Raw genomic sequence first — 25,009 nt, forward strand, 5'->3', positions numbered from 1 at the left:
AACAGAGCTTGGAGAATATATTCCAAGTATGGGAGAAGAAGTACCGGATTACCTTAACTTTGAAGATATTTCAGGTAGAGGCAGATTATTACTGGAATTCCTGCATAGATATTTTAAATTGTTTCCGGAAGATGTATTTAGGCGAAGTCACTTTTATACAAAGGATGATATAGATAAGTTATATGCGAAGGTACCATGGAATGAGACTTGGATGTATGAGGATCCTAAAACATTCTAAATTATACTATTGATATTTTTTAAGAGGAGCTGTTTTATATCTTAACAGCTCTTTTTTACTAAAAAAGTTGATAAACTTATAGATTGGTTTAGAGAGGTTATAGATGAGATGATAGAGGAAGGGGAATACGATGAAATATGAAGAATTAAGTAAGGAAGTTTCATACGCACTTCGCCATGCACCTTGGGAGTATGAACTTGAAATGGATGAAGAAGGCTGGGTAAGTATTGACGCAATATATAATATGCCTGAATAGGACGCAAGGTGGATTTACAAAAATCCTGATACATATAAAGAGAAAAGTAAATATTTAAAAAATTAGGGAGTATATTAAGATAATGGGAGCATCGGCATCGTTATTTAGAAAAGGTAAATATGTAACAGAAAAAGACTTGGATATAATAATTGATATATTTACCAAGATGAAGTTTTATTCAAGTGGCATAGATAAAGAAAAATTAAGTAAAGGCGAATGCTTTAGTATTAGCTTTACTAATGATCATTGGAGAAGAAGATGGGATGATGACGATTATCAATGGGATTCACTGGATGATAATGACCATATTATAATTTACTTCTATCCTAATGTGGAAATAGAGCTTGGAGAATATATTCCAAGTATGGGAGAAGAAGTACCGGATTACCTTAACTTTGAAGATATTTCAGGTAGAGGCAGATTATTACTGGAATTTTTGCATAGATATTTTAAATTGTTTCCGGAAGATGTATTTATGGAAATGCACTTTTATACAAAGGATGATATAGATAAGTTATATGCGAAGGTACCATGGAATGAGATTTGGATGTATGAGGATCCAAAAACTTTTTGATTTATACGTATAAAAAATAAGAGCCGGTCAAATAATGGCCGACTCTATTTATTTGCTGTTTATGTAGAGAAAACGAAAATTTAGTGCTTCTCATACAGATAATCATCATTTTTCTTTGGCGGCTTTTCATTTAAGTTGCCCACGTCAAAGGTAGTCTCATCTGAGATATCATTCTCATTGTTTTGTCTCTCATCAACCAGAATATCGTTTACCTCGGTTCCCTCGGCGGAAATAAGCTTGGTCTGATTGATTTCACTGTTGTTAAAGTCTACAGCACCTTGATTTCCGGCGGTATCTGAAACATATGCCTTTATACCGTAGGTGTCAAAATCAAAAGTGGCTCTGCCTTCGTCCTTATCAAGCTTTGTAGGCAATATCTTTTTGTCATTGCTGTCTATCGCATATATATTGTCATAGTCGATATCGGAATGTGTGTCCTCAAAGGTTATATTCAGCTCACCCTTTTTTACAAGCTGTGCAAATATGGTAGGAGCGGTCGAGTCTATCTTGTCAATCTTTTCATATATGGTCTGTGACATAGTATTAAGATTGGTTGCCACCACCTCCAAAGTACCGTTTTTTGTAGCTGTAGCCTCATATGTATTACCGTTTTTTGTAAAGGAGAGAGGCTCATTGTCAAGCGTCATAGTGAAACTTTTTAAAGGGAAAAAGCTTTTTTGTACCACCTTGATATCAACAGTTTTTGAGTTCTCCACCGCCTCTACAGAAACTTCAAACTTAGGCTGTGATGTAACTGCAAAAAATATGATTACATTTACGAATATAAATGCTATTATATACTTGAGTTTTGAAAACCTCCTTTTTTTAGGTTTTTCATTTACATTGGTTTCATCTGCCATAGATAATCCTCACTTTCACTTGTACAAGCAATCTTTGACTAGAATAGCAGACTTAAAATAAAACTTCAAGTTAAAATTTGCATAATAGTAATATAAGAAAATAAAGGAGTTGTTATGATAGAAAAAGCGGTGAAATTTGCTACAAAGGCACATGAAGGCCAGTTTAGAAAAGGGACTGAAATACCTTATATCACACATCCGCTTGAGGTATGTTCGATAGTATCACTGATGACCGACGATATAGATGTAAGATGTGCGGCTCTGCTTCATGATACCGTGGAGGATACGCCTGTGACAGTTGAAGATATTAGAGAGAATTTCGGCAAAAGAGTGGCAGCTCTTGTAAGTAAGGAATCTGAAGATAAGTCAAAGTCATGGATTGAGAGAAAGACACATACATTGGAGCATTTGAAAAAAGAATGTATTGAGGTCAAAATGATAACCTTGGGAGACAAGCTGTCAAATATGAGAGCCTCCGCCAGAGATTTCTTGGCTTTCGGAGACGAATTTTTATTAAAGTTCAATGAAAAGGACAAGGTAAAGCAGGGTATGTACTATTTCGGCATACTGGATTCTATAAAAGAGCTGGAGGACTGCGGGTTTTATAAGGAGTATGAGAAACTCTGTAATTTTGTATTTGGAGATGTGAAAGAGAAGATATGAGAGACGGTTTTGTAAGAGTTGCAAGTGTAACACCAGATATCAGAGTATGTGATGTAGCATATAATAAGGAAAATATAAAAAAGGCGATTGAAAAAGAATGGGAACATAAAAGCAAAATCATAGTGTTTCCCGAGCTTTGCCTTACAGGCTATACCTGCAATGACTTATTTTTTCAAGATATACTGATTAGTGAAGCAAAGAAAGCTTTAAAGGAGATTGTAGAGTTTACATCAGGTCATAAGTCGGTTGTATTTATCGGTTTGCCGCTTGATTTTAAGGGAAAACTTTACAATGTTGTTGCGGCAATATCCGACGGTGTGCTTTTAGGTTTTATAAACAAGCTGAATTTGCCGAACTACGGCGAGTTCTACGAGGAGAGATACTTTAACAGAGGTTTTGAGGAGCCTGTATGGGTGGATTTCTTTGACAATGTGGTACCTATGGGAGCAAATATACTCTTTGAGTGTACCAACTTTCAGGGGCTTACAATCGCAGGTGAAATCTGTGAGGACCTTTGGGTAGCCGATCCGCCAAGTGTGTCTCATGCGCTTGCAGGTGCAAATGTTATTATAAACGCTTCGGCATCAAACGATATAGTAGGCAAAAAAGCTTACAGAGATCTGCTTATAAGCAATCAGTCAAAGAAACTTATATGCGGCTATATCTATGCCAATGCAGGTGAGGGCGAGTCCACACAGGATCTTGTATTCGGAGGTCAGGGCATTATTGCGGAAAATGGTAAGATATTGGCGGAAAGCAACAGATTCAAAAATGAGGCTGTAAGAATTGAGATAGATATTAACAGGCTGAATTTGGAGAGAAGAAAACAAACCACTTTTAAGACCTGTGATGATGAAGGGTATTTTAAGGCCGAGTTTGAGCTTGATATAGAAGAACTTGAGCTTAAAAGAAGCTTTGACCCTAAGCCTTTTGTACCGGACGATCCTACAAAGAGGAGTGAAAGATGTGAGGAAATACTTACAATACAGGCACTCGGACTGAAGAAGAGATTGGTTCACACAGGTATAAAAAATGTGGTACTGGGTATTTCGGGAGGTCTTGACTCCACGTTGGCGCTTTTGGTATGTGTAAAGACATTTGAGATGTTGGGGCTTGATAAGAGCGGAATAAAGGCTGTTACAATGCCTGGCTTCGGAACTACGGACAGGACATATAATAATGCCTGTGAACTTACAAAGAGCTTAGGTGCAAGTCTTGAAGAGATTTCTATTGTAGAGTCGATAAAGAGGCATTTTATTGATATTAAGCATGATATAAATGTGAAGGATGTCACATATGAGAATGCACAGGCAAGAGAGAGAACACAGATTCTGATGGATATTGCAAACAGGGATAACGGGCTTGTGGTAGGAACGGGAGACTTGTCTGAACTGGTACTTGGTTGGGCTACATATAACGGAGACCATATGTCGATGTACGGCGTGAACGCTTCCATACCGAAGACATTGGTAAGACATCTGGTAAATTACTATGCCGATACTCTAAGCAATAAAAGGATTGCAGATATTCTCTATGATATTTTGTATACACCCGTATCCCCTGAACTTTTACCGCCTGAAAACGGTGAGATAGCACAAAAGACCGAGGATTTGGTGGGACCTTATGAGTTGCATGATTTCTTTTTATACAATGTATTAAGGTTCGGATTTATGCCGTCAAAGATATACAGAATGGCAAAAGCGGCATTTGATAAAGAGTATGATTATGAGGCTGTACTGAAGTGGCTTAAGGTATTTTATAAGAGATTCTTTGCACAGCAGTTTAAGAGGTCAACTCTGCCTGACGGACCTAAGGTGGGAAGTATAGCCGTATCTCCGAGAGGCGACTTAAGGATGCCCAGCGATGCAAGCAGATACCTTTGGGAGCAGGATTTGGAGAATATAAAATGATTACTTCCACATCCAACAAAAAGATAAAAGAGCTTGTAGCAATGGTCAAAAAAAGCAGTATCGGAAAGAAAAAGAATGCCTACATTATAGAAGGAATCAGGATGTTTAGCGAACTGAAGCCTGAAGAGATACTCGAGGTTTTTGTAAGCGAAAGTTTTGAAAACGAAAATAAAAGCTTGATTAAGGATATTTTTCCCGAGTATGAGACTGTAAGTGACAGAGTATTTGACTCAATATCCGATACAAAGACACCTCAGGGAGTTTTGGCGGTTGCAAAAAGAAAAGAGTATACACTTGAGGGTATACTAAAAAATGCCCAAGAGCCGTTTAGTTTATTGATACTTGACGGCTTACAAGACCCCGGAAATCTGGGCACGTTGGTCAGAGCCGGAGAAGGCGCCGGAGTAAGCGGTATTATTATGAGTGAAAATACTGTGGATATTTACAATCCTAAGGTGATACGATCTACAATGGGTTCAATATTCAGAGTTCCTTTCATATATGTAAAGGATTTGAAGGAAGTAATAGATAAGCTTAATTCAAAAGGTATTGCAGTATATGCAAGCAGTCTTGAAGGCGCTATGGAATATGACAGGCTTGATTATAAAAAAGATATCGCCTTTATAATAGGAAATGAAGCGGCGGGAATATCAAAAGAGATACTTGATATAACGGATAAAAAGATAAAAATACCTATGCTTGGTGAGGTTGAATCACTGAATGCCGCGGTAGCCGGAAGTATACTTATGTATGAGGCTGCAAGGCAGAGAAGATTATAATTTAAATATTGCATATTTATACATATAAGCGTATAATAATAGATATCACAGTTTAAGAGAGGTATTTATATGAATTTATTTGGAAGAAATTTTCTCACATTGAAAGATTATACAAGAGAAGAGATAGAGTATCTGCTTGATTTGGCTATGAAGCTTAAGGTGGATAAGAAAAAGGGTATCACAGGTGACAGACTCAAGGGTAAAAATATAGCTTTGCTTTTTGAGAAGCCTTCAACCAGAACAAGATGTGCCTTTGTTGTAGGTGCAAGAGATGAAGGCGGATTTCCGGAGTATCTCGGAAAGGACGACATACAGCTCGGACATAAGGAAAGCGTTGCGGATACCGCAAGAGTTCTTGGCAGGATGTTTGACGGTATAGAGTTCAGGGGATTTAAGCATTCCACGGTTGAAGAGCTTGCAAAGTATGCAGGTGTGCCTGTATGGAACGGTCTGACGGACGAATATCACCCTACACAAATACTTGCAGATTTACTTACAATGAGAGAGTATTTCGGAAAGCTTGAAGGGCTGAATTTTGTATATGTGGGTGACGGCAGAAACAATATGGCAAACTCACTTATGATAGGAATGACAAAGCTTGGCGTGAATATGACAATTTTGGCACCGAAGAGCCTGCATCCAAGTGAAGAACTTGTAAACCTGTGTAAGGGATATGCAAAAGAATCGGGAGCAAAGCTTAATATAAGCGATGACTTGGATGCGGTTAAAGGCGCCGATGTGATATATACCGATGTATGGGCTTCTATGGGAGAAGAGGACAAGGCAAAGGAGAGAATAGAGCTTTTAAGGCCTTATCAGGTCAATAAGGAGCTGATGGATAAAACAGGAAAGGACAGCACAATATTTATGCACTGCCTGCCTGCAGTAAAGGGCTATGAAGTCACTGAAGATGTTTTTGAAAGTGACAAATCGGTAGTGTTTGACGAGGCGGAAAACCGCATGCACACTATTAAGGCGGTGATGGTGGCTACATTAGGTAGGGAAGATGACAAGTAGAAGACGACAGGGTTTTCTTTTAATCAGGGATGTTTTGCATATCATACTGGCGATTGCCATTATTGTGATGGTTGTATTTGCTTTTTTGGCACCGACAAAATATGCAATATTTTTCCCGTTGATATTTTTATTATTTTCAATAAACTGTTTACTGGATTCAATAAAGTACTTTAAGAATGAAGAACATCACAAGTACGGATTTATAAGAGCAACGGTAATGTTTGCACTGTTTTTATTTATGCTTTTGATGTCTACAATCGGATTTTTGAACCTGTAAGTTAAAATGCCCGGAATTAAGTTTCCGGGTGTTTTTAATTTTAAGAATATAAAAACTTGATTTTTTTGGCAGACTGTTCTAATATCTTAGTGGTGATAGAGCCGGGATTTTACAGGTTCTATGCGGTTATATATAGGATGGGATTTTTTATGGTTTTTAGTCACAAGTCGGTACTGTTGGATGAGGTGATAGAATCTTTGAATATCAAACCTGACGGTTACTATGTGGACGGTACTCTGGGAGGAGGAGGTCATGCCCTGGAGGTCGTAAAAAGACTTGAGGGCGGTAAACTTATAGGTATAGATCAAGATGCGGATGCTATAAAAGCTGCAACACAGAGATTGATTGATTACCAAAATAGGGTTATAATAGTAAGAGATAACTACGTCAATATTGAAAATATATTGAAAAGAGAGGGTATCGAAAAGGTTGACGGTATATATGTCGACTTGGGAGTTTCATCATATCAGCTGGATGCGGCAGAGAGAGGTTTTACCTACAGATTTGATGCACCTCTTGATATGAGGATGGATGACAGAAACGAGCTTAAAGCATCCGATATTGTCAATGACTATTCGGAGACTGAGCTTTTTCACGTCATCAGAGATTACGGTGAGGACAGGTTTGCAAAGAATATTGCAAAGCATATCGTAGCCTACAGAAACAAAAAAAGAATTGAGACAACATTTGAATTGGTGGACATTATAAAGTCCGCAATTCCGATGAAGATACAAGTTACAGGCGGGCATCCTGCAAAGAGAACATTTCAGGCTATAAGGATTGAACTTAACAAAGAGCTTGAAGTTTTGAAGGATTCACTGAATGTAATGATTGAACTGTTAAACCCGGGAGGCAGATTGTCCGTTATCACATTTCATTCTCTTGAAGACAGGATAGTGAAACAGGCATTCAAAAAGGCGGAGTCTCCATGTATCTGTCCGAAGAATTTCCCCGTATGTGTATGTGGGAATAAGTCAAAGGGAAGAGTGATTACAAGAAAGGCTGTTTTGCCGAGTGAAAAGGAGTTGGAAGAGAACTCCAGAGCAAAAAGTGCTAAACTTAGGGTATTTGAAAAGGGAGTCTAAATGAAAGAAATTAAAAGAAAAAAGCAAGGAATAAGAAGAGCCGGTGTACAAACAGAGTACTACACTGAGGGCAATGTTGTAAGAAAGCTTGAAAGTGCATACCCGCAGACATGGGAAGAAGAGTCGCCAAGCAAAAAAGTAAGGAAAAACAGAGAAAAGATGCTTTCTATGAATTTTCCTTATCTTGTTGTGCTGTCTGCAGCGATGGTAGTCGTATTGGCGCTTTGTGCAAACTATATTTCAGTACAGTCACGTCTTACTTCCGCTATAAAGGAAGCTCAGAAAAACGAGTCAAATCTTGAAAAGTTAAAAGATGAGAATGACTCCGCCGAAAATATGATAGCAACTTATTTGGATTTGGATCATATAAAGGATGTGGCTATGAATAAGCTTGGTATGGTTTATGCCAAGAAAAATCAGGTTATAACATACGAAAAAACGGAAAATGAATATGTCAGACAATTCGATGAAATCCCAAGATAAAAACGGGACAAACAAAAAAAATAAGAATGGAAATACTTCCAATCCTTTAGATATTCTGCAGGGAAGGCTTATCATCATCCTGATTATGATTGGTATAGCTTTCGCTGCATTGTTTTTTAACATACTGTTTTTGCAGAGGAAAAAGGAAGTGGAATACAATCAAAAGATATTATCACAGCAAAGGTATGATTCCAGAGATATACCTTATAAAAGAGGAGATATACTGGACAGAAACGGAACTTATATTGCGACAAGTGAAAAGGTCTACAATATAATTTTGGACCCTAAGCTTATCAATACCGAGCAGGACAAGTACCTTAACGCTTCGGTGGGTATATTAAAAGATGTATTCGGATACAGTGAAGAAGAAATCAGAGGTGTTATTGCCGACAAGTCGGACAGTTCATATGTAAAGTATAAACAAAATATCACATATGATCAGAAGGAAGCCTTTGAAGAAAAGAAAAAAGAGTACGATAAGTGGTACAAGGATAATAAAAAAGACGAAAAAATAGGCGGCATATGGTTTGAAGAAAGCTACCAAAGGGAGTATCCTTACGGGTCTACGGCATGTAATGTACTCGGATTTGCAGGAAATGACGGAGACGGATATACCGGAATAGAGCAGTCTTATAATAATGAGCTTGTAGGTATAGCAGGCAGAGAGTACGGATACTTAAATGATGAGTCGTCTCTTGAGAGAGTTATCAAAAATCCTACAGACGGAAACAAGGTGGTCTCAACCATTGATTTGAACATCCAAAAGATAGTGGAAAAGCATATCAGTGAATGGCAAAGCTCTGTAGGTTCAAATATGACGGCGGCTATAGTGATGAATCCCAACAACGGTGAGATACTTGCTATGGCTACAAGTAGAGCCTTCGATTTGAACAATCCGAGGGATTTGAACAACTACTATACGGCAGAGCAGCAGGCCGGTATGGATGATAAGGCAAAGGTGGATGCGCTTAACAATATCTGGAGAAACTATGCTGTCAGCGATACCTATGAGCCGGGTTCACCGTCAAAGGTATTTACAGTGGCTTCTGCTATGGAAGAGGGTGCCATAAACGGAAATGAGACCTACAACTGTCGCGGATTTGAAGAAATAGGCGGATGGAAGATAAGATGTGCCAACAGAAACGGACATGGTGAAATCAATGTGACAGAGGCTCTTATGGAGTCATGTAATGTTGCGATGATGGATATATCAAGGACTGAGGGCGGACAAAACTTCTACAAATACCAAAAGGTATTCGGATTCGGTTCAAAGACAGCTATAGATTTGCCGGGTGAGGCCGATACAAGCGGACTTGTACATACGGCAGACAACGCCGGAGCTACGGACCTTGCCACAAACTCATTCGGACAAAACTACAATGTTACAATGGTACAGGTTGCCGCGGCGTACTCGTCTGTAGTAAACGGCGGTGCATATTATACACCTCATGTTGTAAAGCAGATTTTAAACCCTAACGGTTCGGTAATAAAAAACATTGAGCCTGAACTTGTAAGAGAGACCGTTTCGGCACATACTACCGCATTTATCAATGAGGCGCTCAGAAGAACGGTAGCCGAGGGTACAGGTAGCGCTGCGGCTGTAGCAGGTTATGATGTGGGTGGTAAAACAGGTACGGCGGAGAAATATCCGAGAGGAAACGGAAATTATCTGGTTTCATTTATAGGAAGTGTTCCTGCACAAAGCCCAGAGGTGGTATGCTATGTGCTTATAGATACTCCGCATTTGGGCGATCAGGCCAGATCCGCTTATGCAAGTTCACTGTTCTCAAAGATTATGACGGAAGTATTGCCATATATGAATATATATTCAAATGTGGATGAAAATATTGATGTGAGCTCATTCCCTTCAGCTGAAGGAATTACAGATTCCAATACACCTGCCGAGTCAAAAAGTTACTCTACCGAAGAGGTGATACCGAATGACGGAAAGAACGATTTGCCGGGTGCACCTGCCGGAGAGGGAGAATAAAGGTTTGGAGATATTATGTTAAAAGATACATTGATTGCGTTACTTATAAGCTTTTTTGTTACTGCAGCATTATGTCCGTTTTTTATACCGATTTTGCACAGACTGAAGTTCGGGCAGATGGTAAGAGATGACGGACCGCAGGCACATTTAAAAAAGACCGGAACACCTACTATGGGCGGCATAACATTTATGATCGGAATACTTGCGGCAAGTCTCTTTTTGATACCGAGATACAAAGAAGTTACCGTTGTATTCTTATTTACCATATCATATGGTATAATAGGATTTTTGGATGATATGCTGAAAATAAAGAAAAAGCAGTCCGAAGGCTTGAAGTCATCTCAGAAGTTTATACTTCAGCTGATAGTCAGTGTTTTTTTTATAGTATATCTGTTCAAAATGTACGGATTTGACTACGGTGTACTTATACCGTTCACAGGTTCGTTTGATACAGGTGTAGTATTAAAACTCGGCATTATCTGGATTCCTTTTGCACTGTTTGTAATACTGGGTACTGACAACGGAGTGAACTTTACAGACGGACTTGACGGACTTTGCTCATCGGTTACAATTATCGTTGCGATATTTTTCATGCTGATAGGGCTTAAGGCGGAATTTAGCGTCACACCGGTTACAGGTGCGGTGATAGGAAGTCTTATGGGATTTTTGATATTTAACGCATATCCTGCCAAGGTATTTATGGGAGATACAGGATCTTTGGCACTTGGAGGATTTGTGGCATCATATGCGCTTATGTGCAGGATACCTGTTTTTATAGCGGTTATAGGCTTTATATATATGATTGAAGTAATATCCGTTATCATTCAGGTAGGATATTTTAAGGCGACAAAGGGAAAGAGATTTTTTAAGATGGCACCTATACATCACCACTTTGAACTGTGTGGCTGGTCTGAAACAAGGACAGTGACGGTTTTTAGTATAGTTACCGTAATACTTGGTATTTTAGTATATCTGTTTATTTAGGAGGCAATATGATCGGAGTTGCAGGATTAGGAAAGAGCGGAATATCCGCCGCAAACTTGCTTTTAAAAAACGGTGAAGAGGTGATACTCTTTGACAGCAATAAAGAACTTGATAAAAATACGATTTTAGATAAGTTTGATAAGAAATATCATGAGAGAATAAAGATTGTCCTCGGTGATTTAAACGAGTCCGATGCAAAGGATATGAAATACTGCGTTATAAGCCCCGGAATCGACCTTGAGGTTGACTTTGTAAAGACATTAAAATCATGTAATATTCCTATATGGAGTGAGGTTGAACTTGGATATAAATATTCAAAAGGTGATTTGATAGCCATTACGGGAACCAACGGTAAGACCACCACAACATCACTTGTAGGCAAGATAATGTCAAACTTTAAGGAAAGTGCATTCACTGTAGGAAATATAGGTATACCTTATACAGATATTGCGGATAAGACAAATGAAAATACGGTTACGGTACTTGAAACCTCATCATTTCAGCTTGAGACCATAATAGATTTTAAGCCGAAGATATCTGCAATACTTAATATAACTCCGGACCACTTGAACAGACACCATACTATGGAGAACTATATAAAAGTAAAAGAGGATATAGAAAAAAATCAGGATGAGAATGATTTTTGTATACTCAACTACGAGGATGCGGCACTTAGAGAGTTTGCAAAGAGAGCAAAAGCAAAGGTTATATTCTTCTCAAGTAGAGAAAAACTTGGTGAAGGGTTTTATCTTGAGGACGGATTTGTTGTACAAAACAAGGGAGGAGTAGTCACCAAGCTTCTTGATACAGGCAAATTGAATATACTGGGCAGACATAATCATGAAAATGTAATGGCCGCTATGGCTATTTCCTATGCTTACGGTGTGCCTATGGATATCATTGTGAACACCTGTTATAACTTTAAGGCGGTTGAGCACAGAATAGAGTTTGTAAAAGAAGTAAACGGAGTAAAATATTATAACGACTCCAAGGGTACCAATCCGGATGCCGCAATACAGGCGGTGCTTGCGATGCCTGCCGCTACATATATTATAGGAGGCGGATATGACAAGGGCTCCGAGTATGACGAGTGGATAGAGAGTTTCGGTAACAAGGTAAAGAAACTTGTACTGATGGGAGCCACTGCCGATAAGATTGCGGATTGTGCAAAAAAACACGGATTTACAAATATAGAAAAGGTTGAGAGCATGCAGGAAGCGGTAAGTCTGTGTGCAAGTGAAGCAAAAGCGGGAGAGTATGTCCTTCTTTCACCGGCTTGTGCCAGCTGGGGAATGTTCAAAAACTATGAGGAACGCGGACATATATTTAAGGACTGTGTCAGGGATTTAGGATAATATGGCTGATGATATAAAAACCAAAAAGCCTCAAAAGACCGAACAGGAAAAAAAGGAACTTATAAATAAGGCCAAAAAAAAGGGAATTAAGGTTGAAAGACCAAAGCCGCCAAAGCCTAAAGAAGAAAAGAATAAGCCAAAGCCTAAAGAAGAGAAGAAAAAAACAGGCAGAATCTACTGTGACTACACTATGCTGTTTATGATCATTTTTTTACTTGTTTTCGGAGTAATAATGATTTATTCGGCAAGTTCATATACTGCCGGAATAAAGTTTAAGGATTCTGCATACTTTGTAAAAAACCAGATCAAATATACGCTGTTCGGTTTCGTTATATTTGGAGTAATGATGATGATTCCATATAAACTTTGGGTAAAAAAGGCGTATATTTGGTATATCGGAAGTATTGTATTGTCGGCAGCAGTGCTTGTTATCGGAAAGAGCGTCAACGGTTCCAAGAGGTGGATTGTTGTAGGTCCGGTAAGATTTCAGCCTTCCGAGTTTGTTAAGGTTACACTGATTTTATTTATTACTTATTATTTGGTAAAATATAAAGATGAGCTGTATTCAAGTGACAGAAAAGTTACTGAACATAGATTGTGGTGGCTGTTTTTATGGGTTATTATTCCGGTAGTACTGGTACTTGTTGCAAATTTGAGTACATCAATAATTATTTTTTTAATAGCTCTGGGTATGAGCTTTATCGGTACTTCAAATAAAAGATTGTTCACAGCAGGTGCTTTGACTTTTGCCGCTGTTTTGGCAAGTGCGAAACCTCTTGTAAAGCTTTTATATTCATGGGGATTCAGAAACTATCGTATTATGAGACTGCTTGTATGGGCCGAGCCTGAAAAGTTCAGCAGAGACGGCGGATATCAGGTAGTGCAGGGACTCTATGCTGTAGGTTCGGGCGGAATATTCGGAAAAGGTCTGGGTCAGGGAATGCAAAAATTCTTTATACCTGAGGCACAAAACGATATGATATTTTCAATAATAGTGGAAGAGTTCGGGCTTGTGGGCGTGCTTATGATACTGGCGGTATTTGCCTTTATTATAAGAAGAATGCTGATTATAGCGTTTTCTGTAAAAGATTTGGAAGGACGCTATATAGTTATAGGTGTGGTAATACATTTGTCTCTACAGGTAATACTTAATATAGCGGTAGTTACCGGAGTTATGCCGAATACCGGAGTATCTCTTCCTTTTATAAGCTATGGAGGCAGTTCCATAGTGGTATTGTTGGCTGAAATCGGTTTGGTTTACAGTGTGGCAAGAACTATAAAGATGGAATAATGATATGAAAAGATTATATATTGTTTTAGCCGTTATTGCCTTTATATTGCTTGGTGTTTATTCTGTAAGGATAGATAAGTTCAATTTTGGAGGAAATACCAGATACAGCGATGAAGAGATGAAAAAAATGATCTTCCCGAACGAGTTTTCAAAAGTAACGCTTTACAATGTTTTCAGAAGCAAGGTTAAAAAAGATTACAATATACCTTTTATACAGGGTATTGATATATATGTAACGGGTTTGCACAGTGCGGACATCATTGTATATGAAAAGAGTGTGGTCGGCTGTGTAAAGTATATGAGTTCATATATGTACTTTGATAAGGACGGTATTGTGGTGGAAAGTTCAAACACTCTTTTGGAAGGAATACCTGTTATAGACGGACTTGATTTCGGCAGGATTGTACTGTATGAAAAACTTCCTATATCAAATGAGAATGTCTTTAAAGAGATGCTTGATATCACACAGGTTTTGGTGGGATATGGAATAAATGTAGACAGGATAACCATATCATCGGACAACAATATTACACTTTATATAGGTAATATTGAAGTGTATTTAGGGGATTCAAGTGAACTTAACGGAAAAGTTGGTGAACTTAAAGATATATGGGAGAAGATAAAGGATTTATCAGGTACACTTTATCTGGATAATTACAATCCTATAAAGGATAATACTACATATACATTCAAAAAAAGATAAAATATTACATTGCACTTTAAAGAAAAATAAGTTGATATTTATATCAAAAACCTTTATTATTAGATGAGAGTTTGCTTAAGTGTAGGTGTACAGGAGGAAAAATATCTGTGTTAGAAATAAATAAGCCGGTAAATGAGAATGCAGCGAAGATCATCGTGGTAGGTGTCGGAGGTGCGGGAAATAATGCCGTAAACAGAATGATTGATGAAAATGTGGAGGGTGTAGACTTCATCGGTGTCAATACCGATAAGCAGGCCCTTGTAAACTGTAAAGCTGGAACTATTATCCAGATAGGAGAGAAGCTTACAAAGGGACTTGGTGCAGGTGCCAAGCCTGAAGTAGGTGAAAAAGCAGCGGAAGAGAATATAGAAGATATCACAAATAAGCTTAAGAATGCAGATATGGTATTTGTTACCTGCGGTATGGGTGGCGGTACCGGAACAGGTGCATCACCTGTTATCGCAAGAGCTTCAAAGGACCTTGGTATACTTACAGTAGGAGTAGTGACAAAGCCTTTCCCGTTTGAGGGTAGACAGAGAATGAAGAATGCACTTGCAGGTATAGAGAATCTGAAGCAGTATGTGGATACTCTGATTGTAATACCGAATGAGAAGTTGCTTCAGATAGTGGACAGAAAGACTACTATGCCTGACGCTCTGAAAAAGGCCGATGAAGTGTTGCAGCAAAGTGTTCAGGGTATAACAGATCTTATCAGTGAGACAGCTATTATCAACCTTGATTTTGCGGATGTTCAGACTGTAATGACAGGAAAAGGCCTTGCACATATCGGTATCGGCTACGGAACAGGTGACAACAAGGCGCTTGATGCTGTTAAGGCGGCAGTTTCATCACCGCTTCTTGAGACAAGTATCGACAATGCCACTCATGTGCTTATTTCAGTATCGGGTGATGTCGGCCTTGTTGAGGCGTATGAAGCAACCGACTATGTACGTGAGCTTGTAAGTGAAGAGGCGAATATTATCTTCGGTGCATCATATAATGATGCCGAGCCGGACAGTGTGAAGATTACAGTTATTGCTACAGGTGTTACTGCAGCGCTTAATGATATTCCGGCCGGAGAACTTATAAAGGATGTTAAGCATCAAAACAGTATTCCAAAGAGGAATGAGCCTTATCCACAGAACTTGAATACGGCTCCCCTACAGCCACAGCCTAAGGTGGAGCAGCCAAAGAGCGACTATCCTCCAAGCAATATACAAAGCTTCGGTGAGGGAAATTATTCAGAGGCAAGCTATGGCGGCTATACCGGAAACTACGGCTCATATCAGGGAGAGAATGTGTCTCAGCCTATGAACAATCAGCCTATAAATAATCAGGGAATGAATAATCAACCTATGAACAATCAGGGTATGAATAATCAGCCTATGAACAATCAAAATCCTTATACAGGAGGCTATACTTACGGTCAGCAGTCAGGTATCAGAGCTGTCAGACCGCATGGAGACGCCAAAATAAATGTACCTGATTTTTTAAAGAGAAAGAAATAAAAAGAGATATAAAAAACTGCCACCGACTTAGCCGGTGGCAATTTTTATTGATTTTTCATATACAGTTTTAAAAGTCCCTTGAGAAGCAGATTGTCATCCACTATAATATCATGTTTACAAAGAGGTGTGACAAAAGGCGCAAGTCCGCCGGTGGCAACCACATTCAGTTTTTGTCCAAGTTCTTCTTCCATACGTGATATTATTCCGTCCATCATACCGGCGTGTCCGAATAAAATACCGCTTCTCATACTGTCAACGGTATTTTTGGCTATAACCTTCTTAGGCATATCAAGGTTTACCTGTGGAAGCTGAGCGGTCTTTGAGCTGAGTGTATCAAGTGATATGCGAAGTCCGGGATGTATGATACCTCCTATATAGTTGCCATGTATATCAACCACAGAGATAGTGGTTGCAGTACCCATATCAATGATGGCAAGAGGCAGAGGGTATTCTTCCATAGCGGCAACGGCATCGACTATCATATCCGATCCGACAGATTTCGGATTGTCCATAAGTATGTTAATACCTGTTTTCATGCCCGACTCTACAAGCATACATTCAATACCGAGTATTTTCTTTACGGCATTTCTTATGGTTATATTGAGCGGAGGTACCACACTTGAGAGGATGGCGCCTTCTATGTCATTTGCCTTTACACCATGTATATCAAGTATGCCTTTTATATACATACAGTATTCAAGCTCCGTTCTGGTAGTATGAGTGGTAATTCTTTCAAGGAAATATATTTGCTTATTGTCGATTCCACCTACTACAATATTTGAGTTACCCATATCGATTGCTAAAATCATAAAATTGTCCTTCTTAATATTAAAATAAAAGCTGTATACTAAAGTATACTAATCTCTCTTCTTGCTTGCAATAATAAAATAGCGTATAATCGATAAGTATGATATTTAATAAGGATTTTGGAGGCTTTATGCTGGAAAATAAAAATATATTGCTTGGGGTTACAGGAGGAATTGCGGCGTATAAGATTGCAACTCTTGCAAGTATGTTAAAAAAGCAGAAGGCAAATGTAAAGGTGATTATGACTGAGAATGCCACACAGTTTATCACGCCTATGACATTTGAAACGTTGACTGCAAATAAAGTATATACAGATACATTTGACAGAAACTTTGAATTTAAAGTGGATCATATAGAGCTTGGTAAGTGGGCGGATGTTTTCCTTATTGCACCTGCAAGTGCCGATGTGATAGGCAAGCTTGCAAACGGTATTGCAGATGATATGCTTACAACTACGGCACTTGCAATGAGATGTCCTATAGTCGTTTCACCTGCAATGAATACTGCAATGTATGAAAATAAGATAGTAAAGCACAATATGATGAAGCTTAGAACTTACGGCATGGAAGTTATTTTGCCTGCAAGCGGATATCTGGCGTGCGGAGATAGTGGAGCGGGAAAGATGCCTGAGCCGGAGGTGCTTTTGGAATACATTAAGAAGGCATTATATAGTGAAAAGGATTTGGCAGGAAAGAAGGTCTGTGTCAGTGCCGGGCCTACAAGAGAGGCTATTGACCCTGTAAGATATATTTCAAACAACTCCACAGGAAAGATGGGGGTCGAGATTGCAAAGATGGCGGCATACAGAGGTGCCAAGGTAACTTTGGTGATAGGACCGTCAGATGAGTTTGTGCCTGATTTTATAAACAGAGTCGATATAAAGTCCGCAGAGGATATGTATGATGAGATAATGAAGATATCGGATTCACAGGATATCATAATAAAGGCTGCCGCAGTGGCTGATTATACACCTGCAAAATACAGCAATGAGAAAATAAAGAAAAAAGACAATGAATTGTCTATAGAACTTTCAAGAACCAAGGATATTTTAAAGGAACTTGGAGAGAGGAAGAAGGAGAATTCCAAAAAGCAGTTTTTATGCGGATTTTCTATGGAAACCGAAAATATGGAAGAGAACTCCAAAAAGAAACTGAAAAGCAAAAATGTTGATATGATAGTTGCAAACAATGTAAAGGTTGAAGGCGCAGGCTTCGGAACCGATACAAATGTGGTCACCATATATACAAAGGATAAAGAGATAATACTTGATAAGCTGTCCAAACTTGAGGTGGCAAAAAAGATATTTGATGAGATAGTGAGGAATTTTTAAGTGAATTTTGAAGAGATAAGTAAGAGAAGGACATTTGCCATAATATCACACCCTGATGCGGGTAAGACAACACTTACAGAGAAGTTTTTGCTCTATGGAGGAGCAATAAACCTGGCAGGAAGTGTAAAAGGAAAAAAGACCGCCAAGTATGCGGTAAGTGACTGGATGGAGATAGAAAAGGAGAGGGGTATCTCGGTAACATCTTCGGTTATGCAGTTTAATTATGAAGGATTTTGTATAAACATACTTGATACACCCGGACATCAGGATTTCTCAGAGGATACCTATAGAACTTTGATGGCGGCGGATTCGGCAGTCATGGTAATAGATGCGAGCAAGGGTGTGGAGGCACAGACAATCAAGCTCTTTAAGGTCTGTGTGATGAGAAAGATACCTATATTCACCTTTATAAATAAGCTGGACAGAGAGGCAAGGGATCCGTTTGAACTTTTGGACGATATTGAGAGTGTCTTGGGTATAAGGACATGCCCTGTGAACTGGCCTATAGGTTCGGGAAAGAACTTTAAAGGTGTATATGACAGACAGACAAAGCAGATAAATAAGTTCACAGCAGCCAATGCAGGTATGAAGGAAGTGGATACACAGCTTATTGAACTTGACGACAGTAAACTTGATGACTACATAGGGTTTGACTATGCGGATATATTGAGAAATGATATAGAGCTTTTGGACGGTGCCAGTGACGATCTTGATATGGAAAAGGTGTCCGTGGGTGAGTTAAGTCCGGTATTTTTCGGTTCTGCGCTTACAAACTTCGGAGTACAGACCTTCCTTGAGCATTTCCTTAAGATGACATCGTCACCGTTAAAAAGAAAGACACATGAAGGCTATGTGGACCCTATGAAGGATGAGTTTTTCTCCGCATTTGTATTTAAAATACAGGCAAATATGAACAAAGCACACAGAGACAGAATAGCCTTTATGAGAATATGTTCAGGTGAGTATGATGCAGGCATGGAGGTTATCCATGTACAGGGAAACAAAAAAATTCGCTTAAACCAGTCCACACAGATGATGGCGGATGAGAGAAAGATAGTGGAAAAGGCATATGCAGGAGATATTATAGGAGTATTTGACCCGGGTATATTCGGTATAGGAGATACTTTGACCACTGCAAATAATATTGAGTTTGAGGGAATCCCTACATTTGCACCTGAGCATTTTGCCAGAGTGCGTCAGGTGGACACTATGAAGAGAAAACAATTCTTAAAAGGTGTGTATCAGATAGCACAGGAGGGTGCAATCCAGATATTCCAGGAGTACAATACCGGAATGGAAGAGATTATAGTGGGAGTCGTAGGTGTATTGCAGTTTGAGGTACTGACCTACAGACTTAAGAATGAATACAATGTAGATGTAAAACTTGACAAGCTGCCTTATGAGCATATAAGGTGGATTGACGAGTCGTCTACTGTGGATATTGATAAGATTCAAGGTACAAGTGATATGAAGAAAATTAAAGACCTCAAAGATCGTCCTCTGCTTATCTTCACACATCCGTGGAGTATAAGAATGGTGGAGGAAAGAAATGAGGGACTTGTACTTAGCGAGTTCGGAAAGAACTAGAAAGGAAAATATGAGAAAATACAGAGAAGAGATAGAAAAGTATATAGATGAGCATACAAATGAGATGGTGGAGGATATAAAAAGACTTTGCGCGATAAACAGTGAAAGAAGCGAGTATGTGGAGGGTGCCCCTTTTGGTGACGGCCCGAGGAAAGCACTTGTTTTGGCACTTGATATGGCGGATAAGTACGGTTTTGATATTACAAATTATGACAACTATGCCGGTGCAATAGACTTAAACAAAAAGGCAAAGGGTCTTGATATACTTGCACATCTTGATGTCGTACCGGCAGGCGAGGGATGGAGTGTAACAAATCCCTTTGAACCTAAGGTTGAAGACGGCAAGATATACGGAAGAGGAACATCCGATGACAAGGGACCTGCCGTTGCAGCGCTTTATGCACTTCGTGCGGTTAAGGAACTGGGTATTCCTGTAAAGAAGAATGCCAGACTTGTACTGGGAACAGACGAAGAATGTGGCAGCGCCTGCATCAAGTATTACTATACAAAGGAAAAACAGGCTCCTATGACATTCTCACCTGACGGAGAGTTCCCGGTAGTAAATATAGAAAAGGGACAGCTTCAGGGAGAATTTTTGGCTGCAGTGGAGGATGCCGGAGATAAGAGACTTGTAAGCATTGACGCCGGAACAAAGGTAAATGTGGTTCCGCCTAAGGCAAAGGCTGTAATAGAAGGCTTCAGTGTTGATGAGGTGGAAAAAGAGGCAAAGAAGGTAACAAAGGAGACAGGTATAAAGTTTGCCTATGACCTTGAGCCTGTATTTGAAATAACCGCAATGGGCGCAAACGCTCATGCTTCAACTCCGCAAATGGGTAACAATGCTATAACAGGGCTGCTTGAGTTGCTTTCAAGACTTAAGTTTTCACCTTCAAATAAAATAGAAACTCTAAAGAAGCTTTACAAGCTGATGCCGCATGGAGATACAAGCGGTGAGGCACTGGGTATTGCCGTTAAAGATGAAAAAAGCGGTGAACTTACACTGGCATTTTCAATGCTGGATTTAAAGGACAACAGATTACACGGATTCTTTGACTGCAGAATACCTGTAAGCGGTGACGGTGATAAGATACTTGAAACTGTAAAGAAGAAGTTTAAAGGTATTGATGTGGAACTTTTGAATGATACTGTAAAATTGCCACATGAGGTGGATGCAAATTCACCGTTTATAAAGACATTGCTTTCAATATATGAGGACTACACAGGACTTAAGGGAGAGTGTATCGCCATGGGCGGAGGAACCTATGTGCATGATATAGAAAACGGTGTTGCATTCGGTGCGGTTTTCCCGGGAACGGATACAAAAATGCACGGTGCGGATGAGTTCGTAGTGATTGACGAGCTGGTAGCCGCAGCGAAGATATTTGCACAGTCTATAGTAGAACTGTGTGAGTAAGGGGGAGTATGGATTCTATTGTAAGTTTAAAGGGCATGGGCAAGGTATTTCATACCAAAAACGGCGATGTCAAAGCCCTTGACAATATCAATCTGGATATAAACAGAGGTGAGATATTCGGAATAATCGGTCTTTCGGGTGCGGGAAAGTCAACACTTGTAAGATGTATCAATTATCTTGAGATACCTACTGAAGGAGATGTTTTCTTTGAAGGTAAAGGACTGAAAGGTATGAGTGAACTTCAGATAAGAAGAGTCAGAAGAGATATGGGTATGATATTCCAACAGTTCAACCTGCTTTCACAAAGAAATATCCTTGATAATGTCTGCTTTCCGCTTGAAATAAGCGGAGTACCTAAGCCTAAGGCAAGACAGAGGGCAAAGGAGCTTTTAAACCTTGTAGGTCTTTTGGACAGAGAAAAGGCATATCCTGCACAGCTTTCAGGAGGGCAAAAGCAAAGAGTGGCGATTGCAAGGGCGGTTGCCACCAATCCGAAATTATTATTATGTGATGAAGCCACATCCGCACTTGACCCGAATACCACAGGGCAGATTCTTGACCTTATAAAGGATATCAATAAAAAGATGGGCATTACAGTAATAGTGATTACTCATGAGATGAAGGTTATTGAAAGTATCTGTGACAGAGTGGCAATAATTGAAAACAGTAAGATTGCGGAGGTGGGCAAGGTCGAAGATATATTTGCCGACCCGCAGTCTGAAATAGGAAAGAAGCTGATACTTGGCGATGTTATGGAGAGAAAAGAAATCGTTTCAGGTGTTAAGTTAAGAATTGAGTTTGACGGCAGAAGCTCGTTTGAGCCTGTACTTTCAAATATGATTCTCTCCTGTGACATTCCTGTAAATATACTGTATGCACAGACTAAGGATATAGGCGGAAGTGCATATGGACATATGATTATCCAGATATCGGGTGAAGAAGAAGCTCAAAAGGCAAAGAGATACCTTGACAGTATCAAAATGAGCTACCATGAGCTTGATTTTTCAGATAATAGTAATGAAAAAATAAGTCTTAAAAAGGGAGAGGAGGATTAGTATGGTTTCAATGATTTTGACAGGCTTGTATGAGACTTTATTGATGACTGCAGCCTCTTCATTCTTTTCATATGTGATAGGTATTCCTTTGGGAGTTTTATTGGTAGTGAGCGATACAAACGGTATCAAGCCGATGCCTGTATTAAACGGTATACTGGGTTCCGTTATAAACTTGATAAGGTCTATACCTTTTATGATTTTGCTTATTATGGTTATACCGCTTACAAGACTGATGGTAGGTACTTCCATAGGTCCTGTTGCGGTTATTCCGCCTCTTGTTATAGCCGCCGCGCCATATATTGCCAGAATGGTGGAGTCTTCTTTAAAAGAAGTGGATGCCGGAGTAATTGAGGCTGCAAAGTCTATGGGTGCAAGCAATATGCAAATCATATTTAAGGTACTTTTGCCTGAATCAAAACCTTCACTTTTGGTAGGTGCGGCTATATCCGTGACCACTATTTTAGGTTATTCGGCAATGGCCGGATTTACAGGCGGCGGAGGACTCGGTACTATTGCCATCAACTACGGTTATTACAGATATCAGACAGATATCATGTTTATCACTGTAGCTATTTTGGTCATCCTTGTACAGATAATACAGGAAATATTTATGAGAAGTTCCAAGCACTCTGACAAGAGAGTAAGATAACAGGTTATAAGAAAAGACTATAAACATACTAAGTATAAAGGATTGACAGAAGAATGTTTTTAGTCTATACATTGTATATAAGAAAACAACGGAGGAGAATATATATGAAGAAAAGAATTTTATTGGCATTAGGTTTGGCATCACTGCTTGCTTTGGCAGGATGCACAAAGAAGGCGGCAGATACAACAACTTCAAGTGAGAGCGCAAGTGAGTCTGTAAGCGAGTCATCAAGTGAGAGCGCAGCTGCAACCGGAGAGTTAAAGACAATAACTGTAGGAGCATCTCCTGCACCACATGCGGAGATACTTGAAGCTGCAAAGCCGGTTTTAAAAGAAGAGGGATATGATCTTAAGATTGTTGAGTACAATGACTACATTCAGCCGAATGTTGCACTTGATTCAAAGGAACTTGATGCAAACTACTTCCAGCATTATCCATACCTTGAAAACTTCAACAAGGAGCATAATACAACTTTAGTTTCAGCAGGTGCAATACACTATGAGCCTTTCGGTATATATGCGGGAAAGACAAAATCACTTGATGCAATTAAGGACGGAGCCAAGGTTTCAGTACCTAATGATGCAACAAACGAGGCGAGAGCACTTCTTTTACTTGAAGCGAACGGACTTCTTAAGTTGAAAGAGGGTGCAGGAATCAATGCTACAAAACAGGATATAGTAGAGAATCCTAAGAACCTTGATATAGAAGAGATTGAGGCTGCACAGGTGGCAAGAACTCTCAGTGATGTGGATATCGCTGTAGTAAACGGCAACTATGCAATACAGGCGGGACTTAAGGTGAGCGATGCGCTTGCAATCGAGGATGCAAAGTCAATTGCGGCTACAACATATGCAAATATCATTGCTGTAAGAGACGGAGATCAGAAGTCGGATGCGACACTTGCACTTATTAAGGCACTTGAGAGCGATACTGTAAAGAAGTTTATAGAAACCAAGTATAACGGTGCTGTTGTACCTATGTTCTAATCTATGAAGACTTTATCTAAGAATATAATTGTACTTGCTGCGGCTGTCTTTGTATTTGTATTTTTTATACTGACAAACAGTGTGTACGGCGCACAGGCAAATGTACAGTCCGCAATCGACAATATGGATTTTGAAAGAAAATCAAAGAATGAGATAAGTTTATCTTTTTCAAGCAGCGGCATAAATGAAGTAAACAGATATGTAATTCTTAGAAAAGATAAGACTTCAAAAAATTTTGTTGAGATAAAGAAAATAGCTTCAAAGGATATGTCTAAGACCGGAAATATTACCTATACCGATAAGTTAAGTGCTACAGGCTATGTCAGATATGAGTACAGAGTGGACGCTTATTTAAAGACCGGAAAGGTATTAAAGGGCAAGTCGATATATGCAAGTAATGTATTGGTTTGCCTTGATCCGGGACATTTTCAGACAAAGAATGCCGTAGAAGGTGATGAGGGCTACGGTTATTCCGAAGCTATGGCCGTTCTTAAGCTTGGACTTTCACTCAGAGATACCTTAAAGAAAAATTACGGTATCAGCTGTGTGATGACAAGGACTACCGAAAGTATTACAATTGACGGATTCAGCGATAAGAATCTGGACGGCGGACATATTTCACTTCGCGGTGATTTCGCAAAGAGAAACGGAGCGGATATATTTATTTCATTGCATACCAACTCAAACAATCCTCATGCCAACGGTTATCCTACAGACAGTCAGCCTCTTGCTATAAACAAGCCGATTATCATATTAAACTCTTTGGCAAAAGAGAATGATATGTGTATAAATATGGCAAATAAGCTTGGCGAGAATCTCACAAAGGTAAGCTTTGACGAGGGACTTTCAAAGAGCAAAAGTTTTGACTCTGTAAAGAAAGGCTCAATAGGTGAGTGGACTGTAGCTAAAAATGACAGTATTACTACAAACGGCAGTGTGTATTACAGACTTGGTGAAAACGGAGACTACTACGGTGTACTAAGAGGAGCCAATGCGGCGGGAGTTTTCGGTATGATAGTGGAACACGGTTTTCACTCGGTGCCTGAGGTCAGAAAGAAGGCTATGCAGTCTGATTTGATAAACAAATGGGCGAATGCAGACGCCAAGGCTATAGCGGAAGGATTCGGATTCTAATATAAGGGAACCTTTAGTTGATGACTGAAGGTTCTTTTTTTATTAAAATTTTAAAATATTTTTTAAGAATGCTA

The 25,009-nt window shown here is 39.3% G+C and carries 23 protein-coding genes and 2 pseudogenes; 23 read left to right on the forward strand and 2 right to left on the reverse strand.

The window, feature by feature from the left end; translation table 11 throughout:
• The 3 genes and pseudogenes from EHW90_RS03530 to EHW90_RS03540 all read left to right on the forward strand — a co-directional run.
• A pseudogene (locus EHW90_RS03530) lies at window positions 1–238 on the forward strand (hypothetical protein); the annotation flags it as partial.
• 130 nt (window positions 239–368) lie between these two features.
• Window positions 369–476: pseudogene (locus EHW90_RS03535) on the forward strand (RNA 2'-phosphotransferase); the annotation flags it as partial.
• A gap of 100 nt (window positions 477–576) precedes the next feature.
• Complete coding sequence (locus EHW90_RS03540) at window positions 577–1,068, forward strand: hypothetical protein (RefSeq protein WP_124951267.1); 492 nt, start codon at window positions 577–579, stop codon at window positions 1,066–1,068.
• 80 nt (window positions 1,069–1,148) lie between these two features.
• On the opposite strand, the gene EHW90_RS03545 is transcribed toward EHW90_RS03540, so the two are convergent.
• Entirely contained in the window at window positions 1,149–1,928 is a 780-nt protein-coding gene (locus EHW90_RS03545; RefSeq protein ID WP_124951268.1) for a hypothetical protein, read from the reverse strand.
• A gap of 114 nt (window positions 1,929–2,042) precedes the next feature.
• Between EHW90_RS03545 and EHW90_RS03550 the strand changes: the two genes are divergently transcribed.
• From EHW90_RS03550 to ftsZ, 13 genes are all read left to right on the forward strand, one after another.
• Window positions 2,043–2,591, forward strand: a complete 549-nt coding sequence (locus EHW90_RS03550; protein ID WP_124951270.1) for an HD domain-containing protein — start codon at window positions 2,043–2,045, stop codon at window positions 2,589–2,591.
• Window positions 2,588–4,501: an NAD(+) synthase gene (locus tag EHW90_RS03555; RefSeq protein WP_124951272.1), complete on the forward strand. Its 1,914-nt coding sequence runs from the start codon at window positions 2,588–2,590 to the stop codon at window positions 4,499–4,501. Before EHW90_RS03550 ends, EHW90_RS03555 begins: the two co-directional genes overlap by 4 nt.
• Window positions 4,498–5,280 carry a TrmH family RNA methyltransferase gene (locus EHW90_RS03560; protein ID WP_124952629.1) on the forward strand — a complete coding sequence of 261 codons (783 nt, stop codon included), beginning with the start codon at window positions 4,498–4,500 and terminating at the stop codon, window positions 5,278–5,280. The genes EHW90_RS03555 and EHW90_RS03560 overlap by 4 nt, the downstream gene beginning before the upstream one ends.
• 69 nt (window positions 5,281–5,349) lie before the next feature.
• On the forward strand, window positions 5,350–6,297 hold the full coding sequence (gene argF / locus EHW90_RS03565) for an ornithine carbamoyltransferase (protein ID WP_124951274.1): 948 nt from the start codon (window positions 5,350–5,352) through the stop codon (window positions 6,295–6,297).
• Window positions 6,287–6,574 carry a hypothetical protein gene (locus tag EHW90_RS03570; RefSeq protein WP_124951276.1) on the forward strand — a complete coding sequence of 96 codons (288 nt, stop codon included), beginning with the start codon at window positions 6,287–6,289 and terminating at the stop codon, window positions 6,572–6,574. The genes argF and EHW90_RS03570 overlap by 11 nt, the downstream gene beginning before the upstream one ends.
• Before the next feature lie 149 nt (window positions 6,575–6,723).
• Entirely contained in the window at window positions 6,724–7,659 is a 936-nt protein-coding gene (gene rsmH / locus EHW90_RS03575; RefSeq protein WP_124951278.1) for a 16S rRNA (cytosine(1402)-N(4))-methyltransferase RsmH, read from the forward strand.
• Window positions 7,660–8,142: a cell division protein FtsL gene (locus EHW90_RS03580; RefSeq protein WP_124951280.1), complete on the forward strand. Its 483-nt coding sequence runs from the start codon at window positions 7,660–7,662 to the stop codon at window positions 8,140–8,142.
• Window positions 8,111–10,132: a peptidoglycan D,D-transpeptidase FtsI family protein gene (locus EHW90_RS03585; RefSeq protein ID WP_207667029.1), complete on the forward strand. Its 2,022-nt coding sequence runs from the start codon at window positions 8,111–8,113 to the stop codon at window positions 10,130–10,132. The genes EHW90_RS03580 and EHW90_RS03585 overlap by 32 nt, the downstream gene beginning before the upstream one ends.
• Before the next feature lie 15 nt (window positions 10,133–10,147).
• Window positions 10,148–11,116 (forward strand): phospho-N-acetylmuramoyl-pentapeptide-transferase, encoded by a 969-nt coding sequence (gene mraY / locus EHW90_RS03590; protein ID WP_124951282.1) that lies wholly within the window; start codon window positions 10,148–10,150, stop codon window positions 11,114–11,116.
• A gap of 8 nt (window positions 11,117–11,124) precedes the next feature.
• Window positions 11,125–12,471 carry a UDP-N-acetylmuramoyl-L-alanine--D-glutamate ligase gene (gene murD / locus EHW90_RS03595; protein ID WP_124951284.1) on the forward strand — a complete coding sequence of 449 codons (1,347 nt, stop codon included), beginning with the start codon at window positions 11,125–11,127 and terminating at the stop codon, window positions 12,469–12,471.
• A gap of 1 nt (window position 12,472) precedes the next feature.
• Window positions 12,473–13,762 (forward strand): FtsW/RodA/SpoVE family cell cycle protein, encoded by a 1,290-nt coding sequence (locus EHW90_RS03600; protein WP_124951286.1) that lies wholly within the window; start codon window positions 12,473–12,475, stop codon window positions 13,760–13,762.
• A 4-nt stretch (window positions 13,763–13,766) separates the two neighbouring features.
• A complete protein-coding gene (locus EHW90_RS03605) occupies window positions 13,767–14,465 on the forward strand; it encodes a cell division protein FtsQ/DivIB (protein WP_124951288.1) in 699 nt (232 codons plus the stop codon).
• 107 nt (window positions 14,466–14,572) lie between these two features.
• On the forward strand, window positions 14,573–15,973 hold the full coding sequence (gene ftsZ / locus EHW90_RS03610; RefSeq protein ID WP_124951289.1) for a cell division protein FtsZ: 1,401 nt from the start codon (window positions 14,573–14,575) through the stop codon (window positions 15,971–15,973).
• A 44-nt stretch (window positions 15,974–16,017) separates the two neighbouring features.
• On the opposite strand, the gene EHW90_RS03615 is transcribed toward ftsZ, so the two are convergent.
• Window positions 16,018–16,782 carry a type III pantothenate kinase gene (locus EHW90_RS03615; RefSeq protein ID WP_060930506.1) on the reverse strand — a complete coding sequence of 255 codons (765 nt, stop codon included), beginning with the start codon at window positions 16,780–16,782 and terminating at the stop codon, window positions 16,018–16,020.
• Window positions 16,783–16,910: 128 nt separating this feature from the next.
• On the opposite strand from EHW90_RS03615, the gene coaBC reads away from it, so the two are divergent.
• The 7 genes from coaBC (at window position 16,911) to EHW90_RS03650 (ending at window position 24,935) form a co-directional block, all read left to right on the forward strand.
• A complete protein-coding gene (gene coaBC / locus EHW90_RS03620; RefSeq protein WP_124951291.1) occupies window positions 16,911–18,110 on the forward strand; it encodes a bifunctional phosphopantothenoylcysteine decarboxylase/phosphopantothenate--cysteine ligase CoaBC in 1,200 nt (399 codons plus the stop codon).
• Window positions 18,111–19,697, forward strand: coding sequence for a peptide chain release factor 3 (locus EHW90_RS03625; RefSeq protein ID WP_124951293.1), 1,587 nt, complete (start codon window positions 18,111–18,113; stop codon window positions 19,695–19,697).
• 10 nt (window positions 19,698–19,707) lie between these two features.
• Window positions 19,708–21,111: a dipeptidase PepV gene (gene pepV, locus EHW90_RS03630; RefSeq protein ID WP_124951295.1), complete on the forward strand. Its 1,404-nt coding sequence runs from the start codon at window positions 19,708–19,710 to the stop codon at window positions 21,109–21,111.
• Window positions 21,112–21,119: 8 nt separating this feature from the next.
• Entirely contained in the window at window positions 21,120–22,166 is a 1,047-nt protein-coding gene (locus EHW90_RS03635) for a methionine ABC transporter ATP-binding protein (RefSeq protein WP_124951297.1), read from the forward strand.
• 1 nt (window position 22,167) lies between these two features.
• Complete coding sequence (locus EHW90_RS03640; RefSeq protein WP_124951299.1) at window positions 22,168–22,815, forward strand: methionine ABC transporter permease; 648 nt, start codon at window positions 22,168–22,170, stop codon at window positions 22,813–22,815.
• Window positions 22,816–22,919: 104 nt separating this feature from the next.
• Window positions 22,920–23,801, forward strand: coding sequence for a MetQ/NlpA family ABC transporter substrate-binding protein (locus tag EHW90_RS03645; RefSeq protein ID WP_124951301.1), 882 nt, complete (start codon window positions 22,920–22,922; stop codon window positions 23,799–23,801).
• A gap of 3 nt (window positions 23,802–23,804) precedes the next feature.
• Window positions 23,805–24,935, forward strand: coding sequence for an N-acetylmuramoyl-L-alanine amidase family protein (locus EHW90_RS03650; RefSeq protein ID WP_124951303.1), 1,131 nt, complete (start codon window positions 23,805–23,807; stop codon window positions 24,933–24,935).
• The last annotated feature ends 74 nt before the right edge of the window (window positions 24,936–25,009 follow it).

The organism is Lachnoanaerobaculum orale, from assembly GCF_003862485.1.
In the GTDB taxonomy this organism is placed as follows: domain Bacteria; phylum Bacillota; class Clostridia; order Lachnospirales; family Lachnospiraceae; genus Lachnoanaerobaculum; species Lachnoanaerobaculum orale.

Coding starts and splice junctions, on each gene's coding strand:
- EHW90_RS03615 (WP_060930506.1), bottom strand. CDS start 16,782: ATGATTTTAGCAATCGATATGGGTAACTCAAATATTGTAGTAGGTGGA.
- EHW90_RS03640 (WP_124951299.1), top strand. CDS start 22,168: ATGGTTTCAATGATTTTGACAGGCTTGTATGAGACTTTATTGATGACT.
- EHW90_RS03600 (WP_124951286.1), top strand. CDS start 12,473: ATGGCTGATGATATAAAAACCAAAAAGCCTCAAAAGACCGAACAGGAA.
- EHW90_RS03545 (WP_124951268.1), bottom strand. CDS start 1,928: ATGGCAGATGAAACCAATGTAAATGAAAAACCTAAAAAAAGGAGGTTT.
- rsmH (WP_124951278.1), top strand. CDS start 6,724: ATGGTTTTTAGTCACAAGTCGGTACTGTTGGATGAGGTGATAGAATCT.
- EHW90_RS03585 (WP_207667029.1), top strand. CDS start 8,111: ATGTCAGACAATTCGATGAAATCCCAAGATAAAAACGGGACAAACAAA.
- EHW90_RS03550 (WP_124951270.1), top strand. CDS start 2,043: ATGATAGAAAAAGCGGTGAAATTTGCTACAAAGGCACATGAAGGCCAG.
- argF (WP_124951274.1), top strand. CDS start 5,350: ATGAATTTATTTGGAAGAAATTTTCTCACATTGAAAGATTATACAAGA.
- EHW90_RS03605 (WP_124951288.1), top strand. CDS start 13,767: ATGAAAAGATTATATATTGTTTTAGCCGTTATTGCCTTTATATTGCTT.
- EHW90_RS03650 (WP_124951303.1), top strand. CDS start 23,805: ATGAAGACTTTATCTAAGAATATAATTGTACTTGCTGCGGCTGTCTTT.
- coaBC (WP_124951291.1), top strand. CDS start 16,911: ATGCTGGAAAATAAAAATATATTGCTTGGGGTTACAGGAGGAATTGCG.
- murD (WP_124951284.1), top strand. CDS start 11,125: ATGATCGGAGTTGCAGGATTAGGAAAGAGCGGAATATCCGCCGCAAAC.
- pepV (WP_124951295.1), top strand. CDS start 19,708: ATGAGAAAATACAGAGAAGAGATAGAAAAGTATATAGATGAGCATACA.
- EHW90_RS03580 (WP_124951280.1), top strand. CDS start 7,660: ATGAAAGAAATTAAAAGAAAAAAGCAAGGAATAAGAAGAGCCGGTGTA.
- EHW90_RS03540 (WP_124951267.1), top strand. CDS start 577: ATGGGAGCATCGGCATCGTTATTTAGAAAAGGTAAATATGTAACAGAA.
- EHW90_RS03570 (WP_124951276.1), top strand. CDS start 6,287: ATGACAAGTAGAAGACGACAGGGTTTTCTTTTAATCAGGGATGTTTTG.
- mraY (WP_124951282.1), top strand. CDS start 10,148: ATGTTAAAAGATACATTGATTGCGTTACTTATAAGCTTTTTTGTTACT.
- EHW90_RS03555 (WP_124951272.1), top strand. CDS start 2,588: ATGAGAGACGGTTTTGTAAGAGTTGCAAGTGTAACACCAGATATCAGA.
- EHW90_RS03635 (WP_124951297.1), top strand. CDS start 21,120: ATGGATTCTATTGTAAGTTTAAAGGGCATGGGCAAGGTATTTCATACC.
- EHW90_RS03560 (WP_124952629.1), top strand. CDS start 4,498: ATGATTACTTCCACATCCAACAAAAAGATAAAAGAGCTTGTAGCAATG.
- EHW90_RS03645 (WP_124951301.1), top strand. CDS start 22,920: ATGAAGAAAAGAATTTTATTGGCATTAGGTTTGGCATCACTGCTTGCT.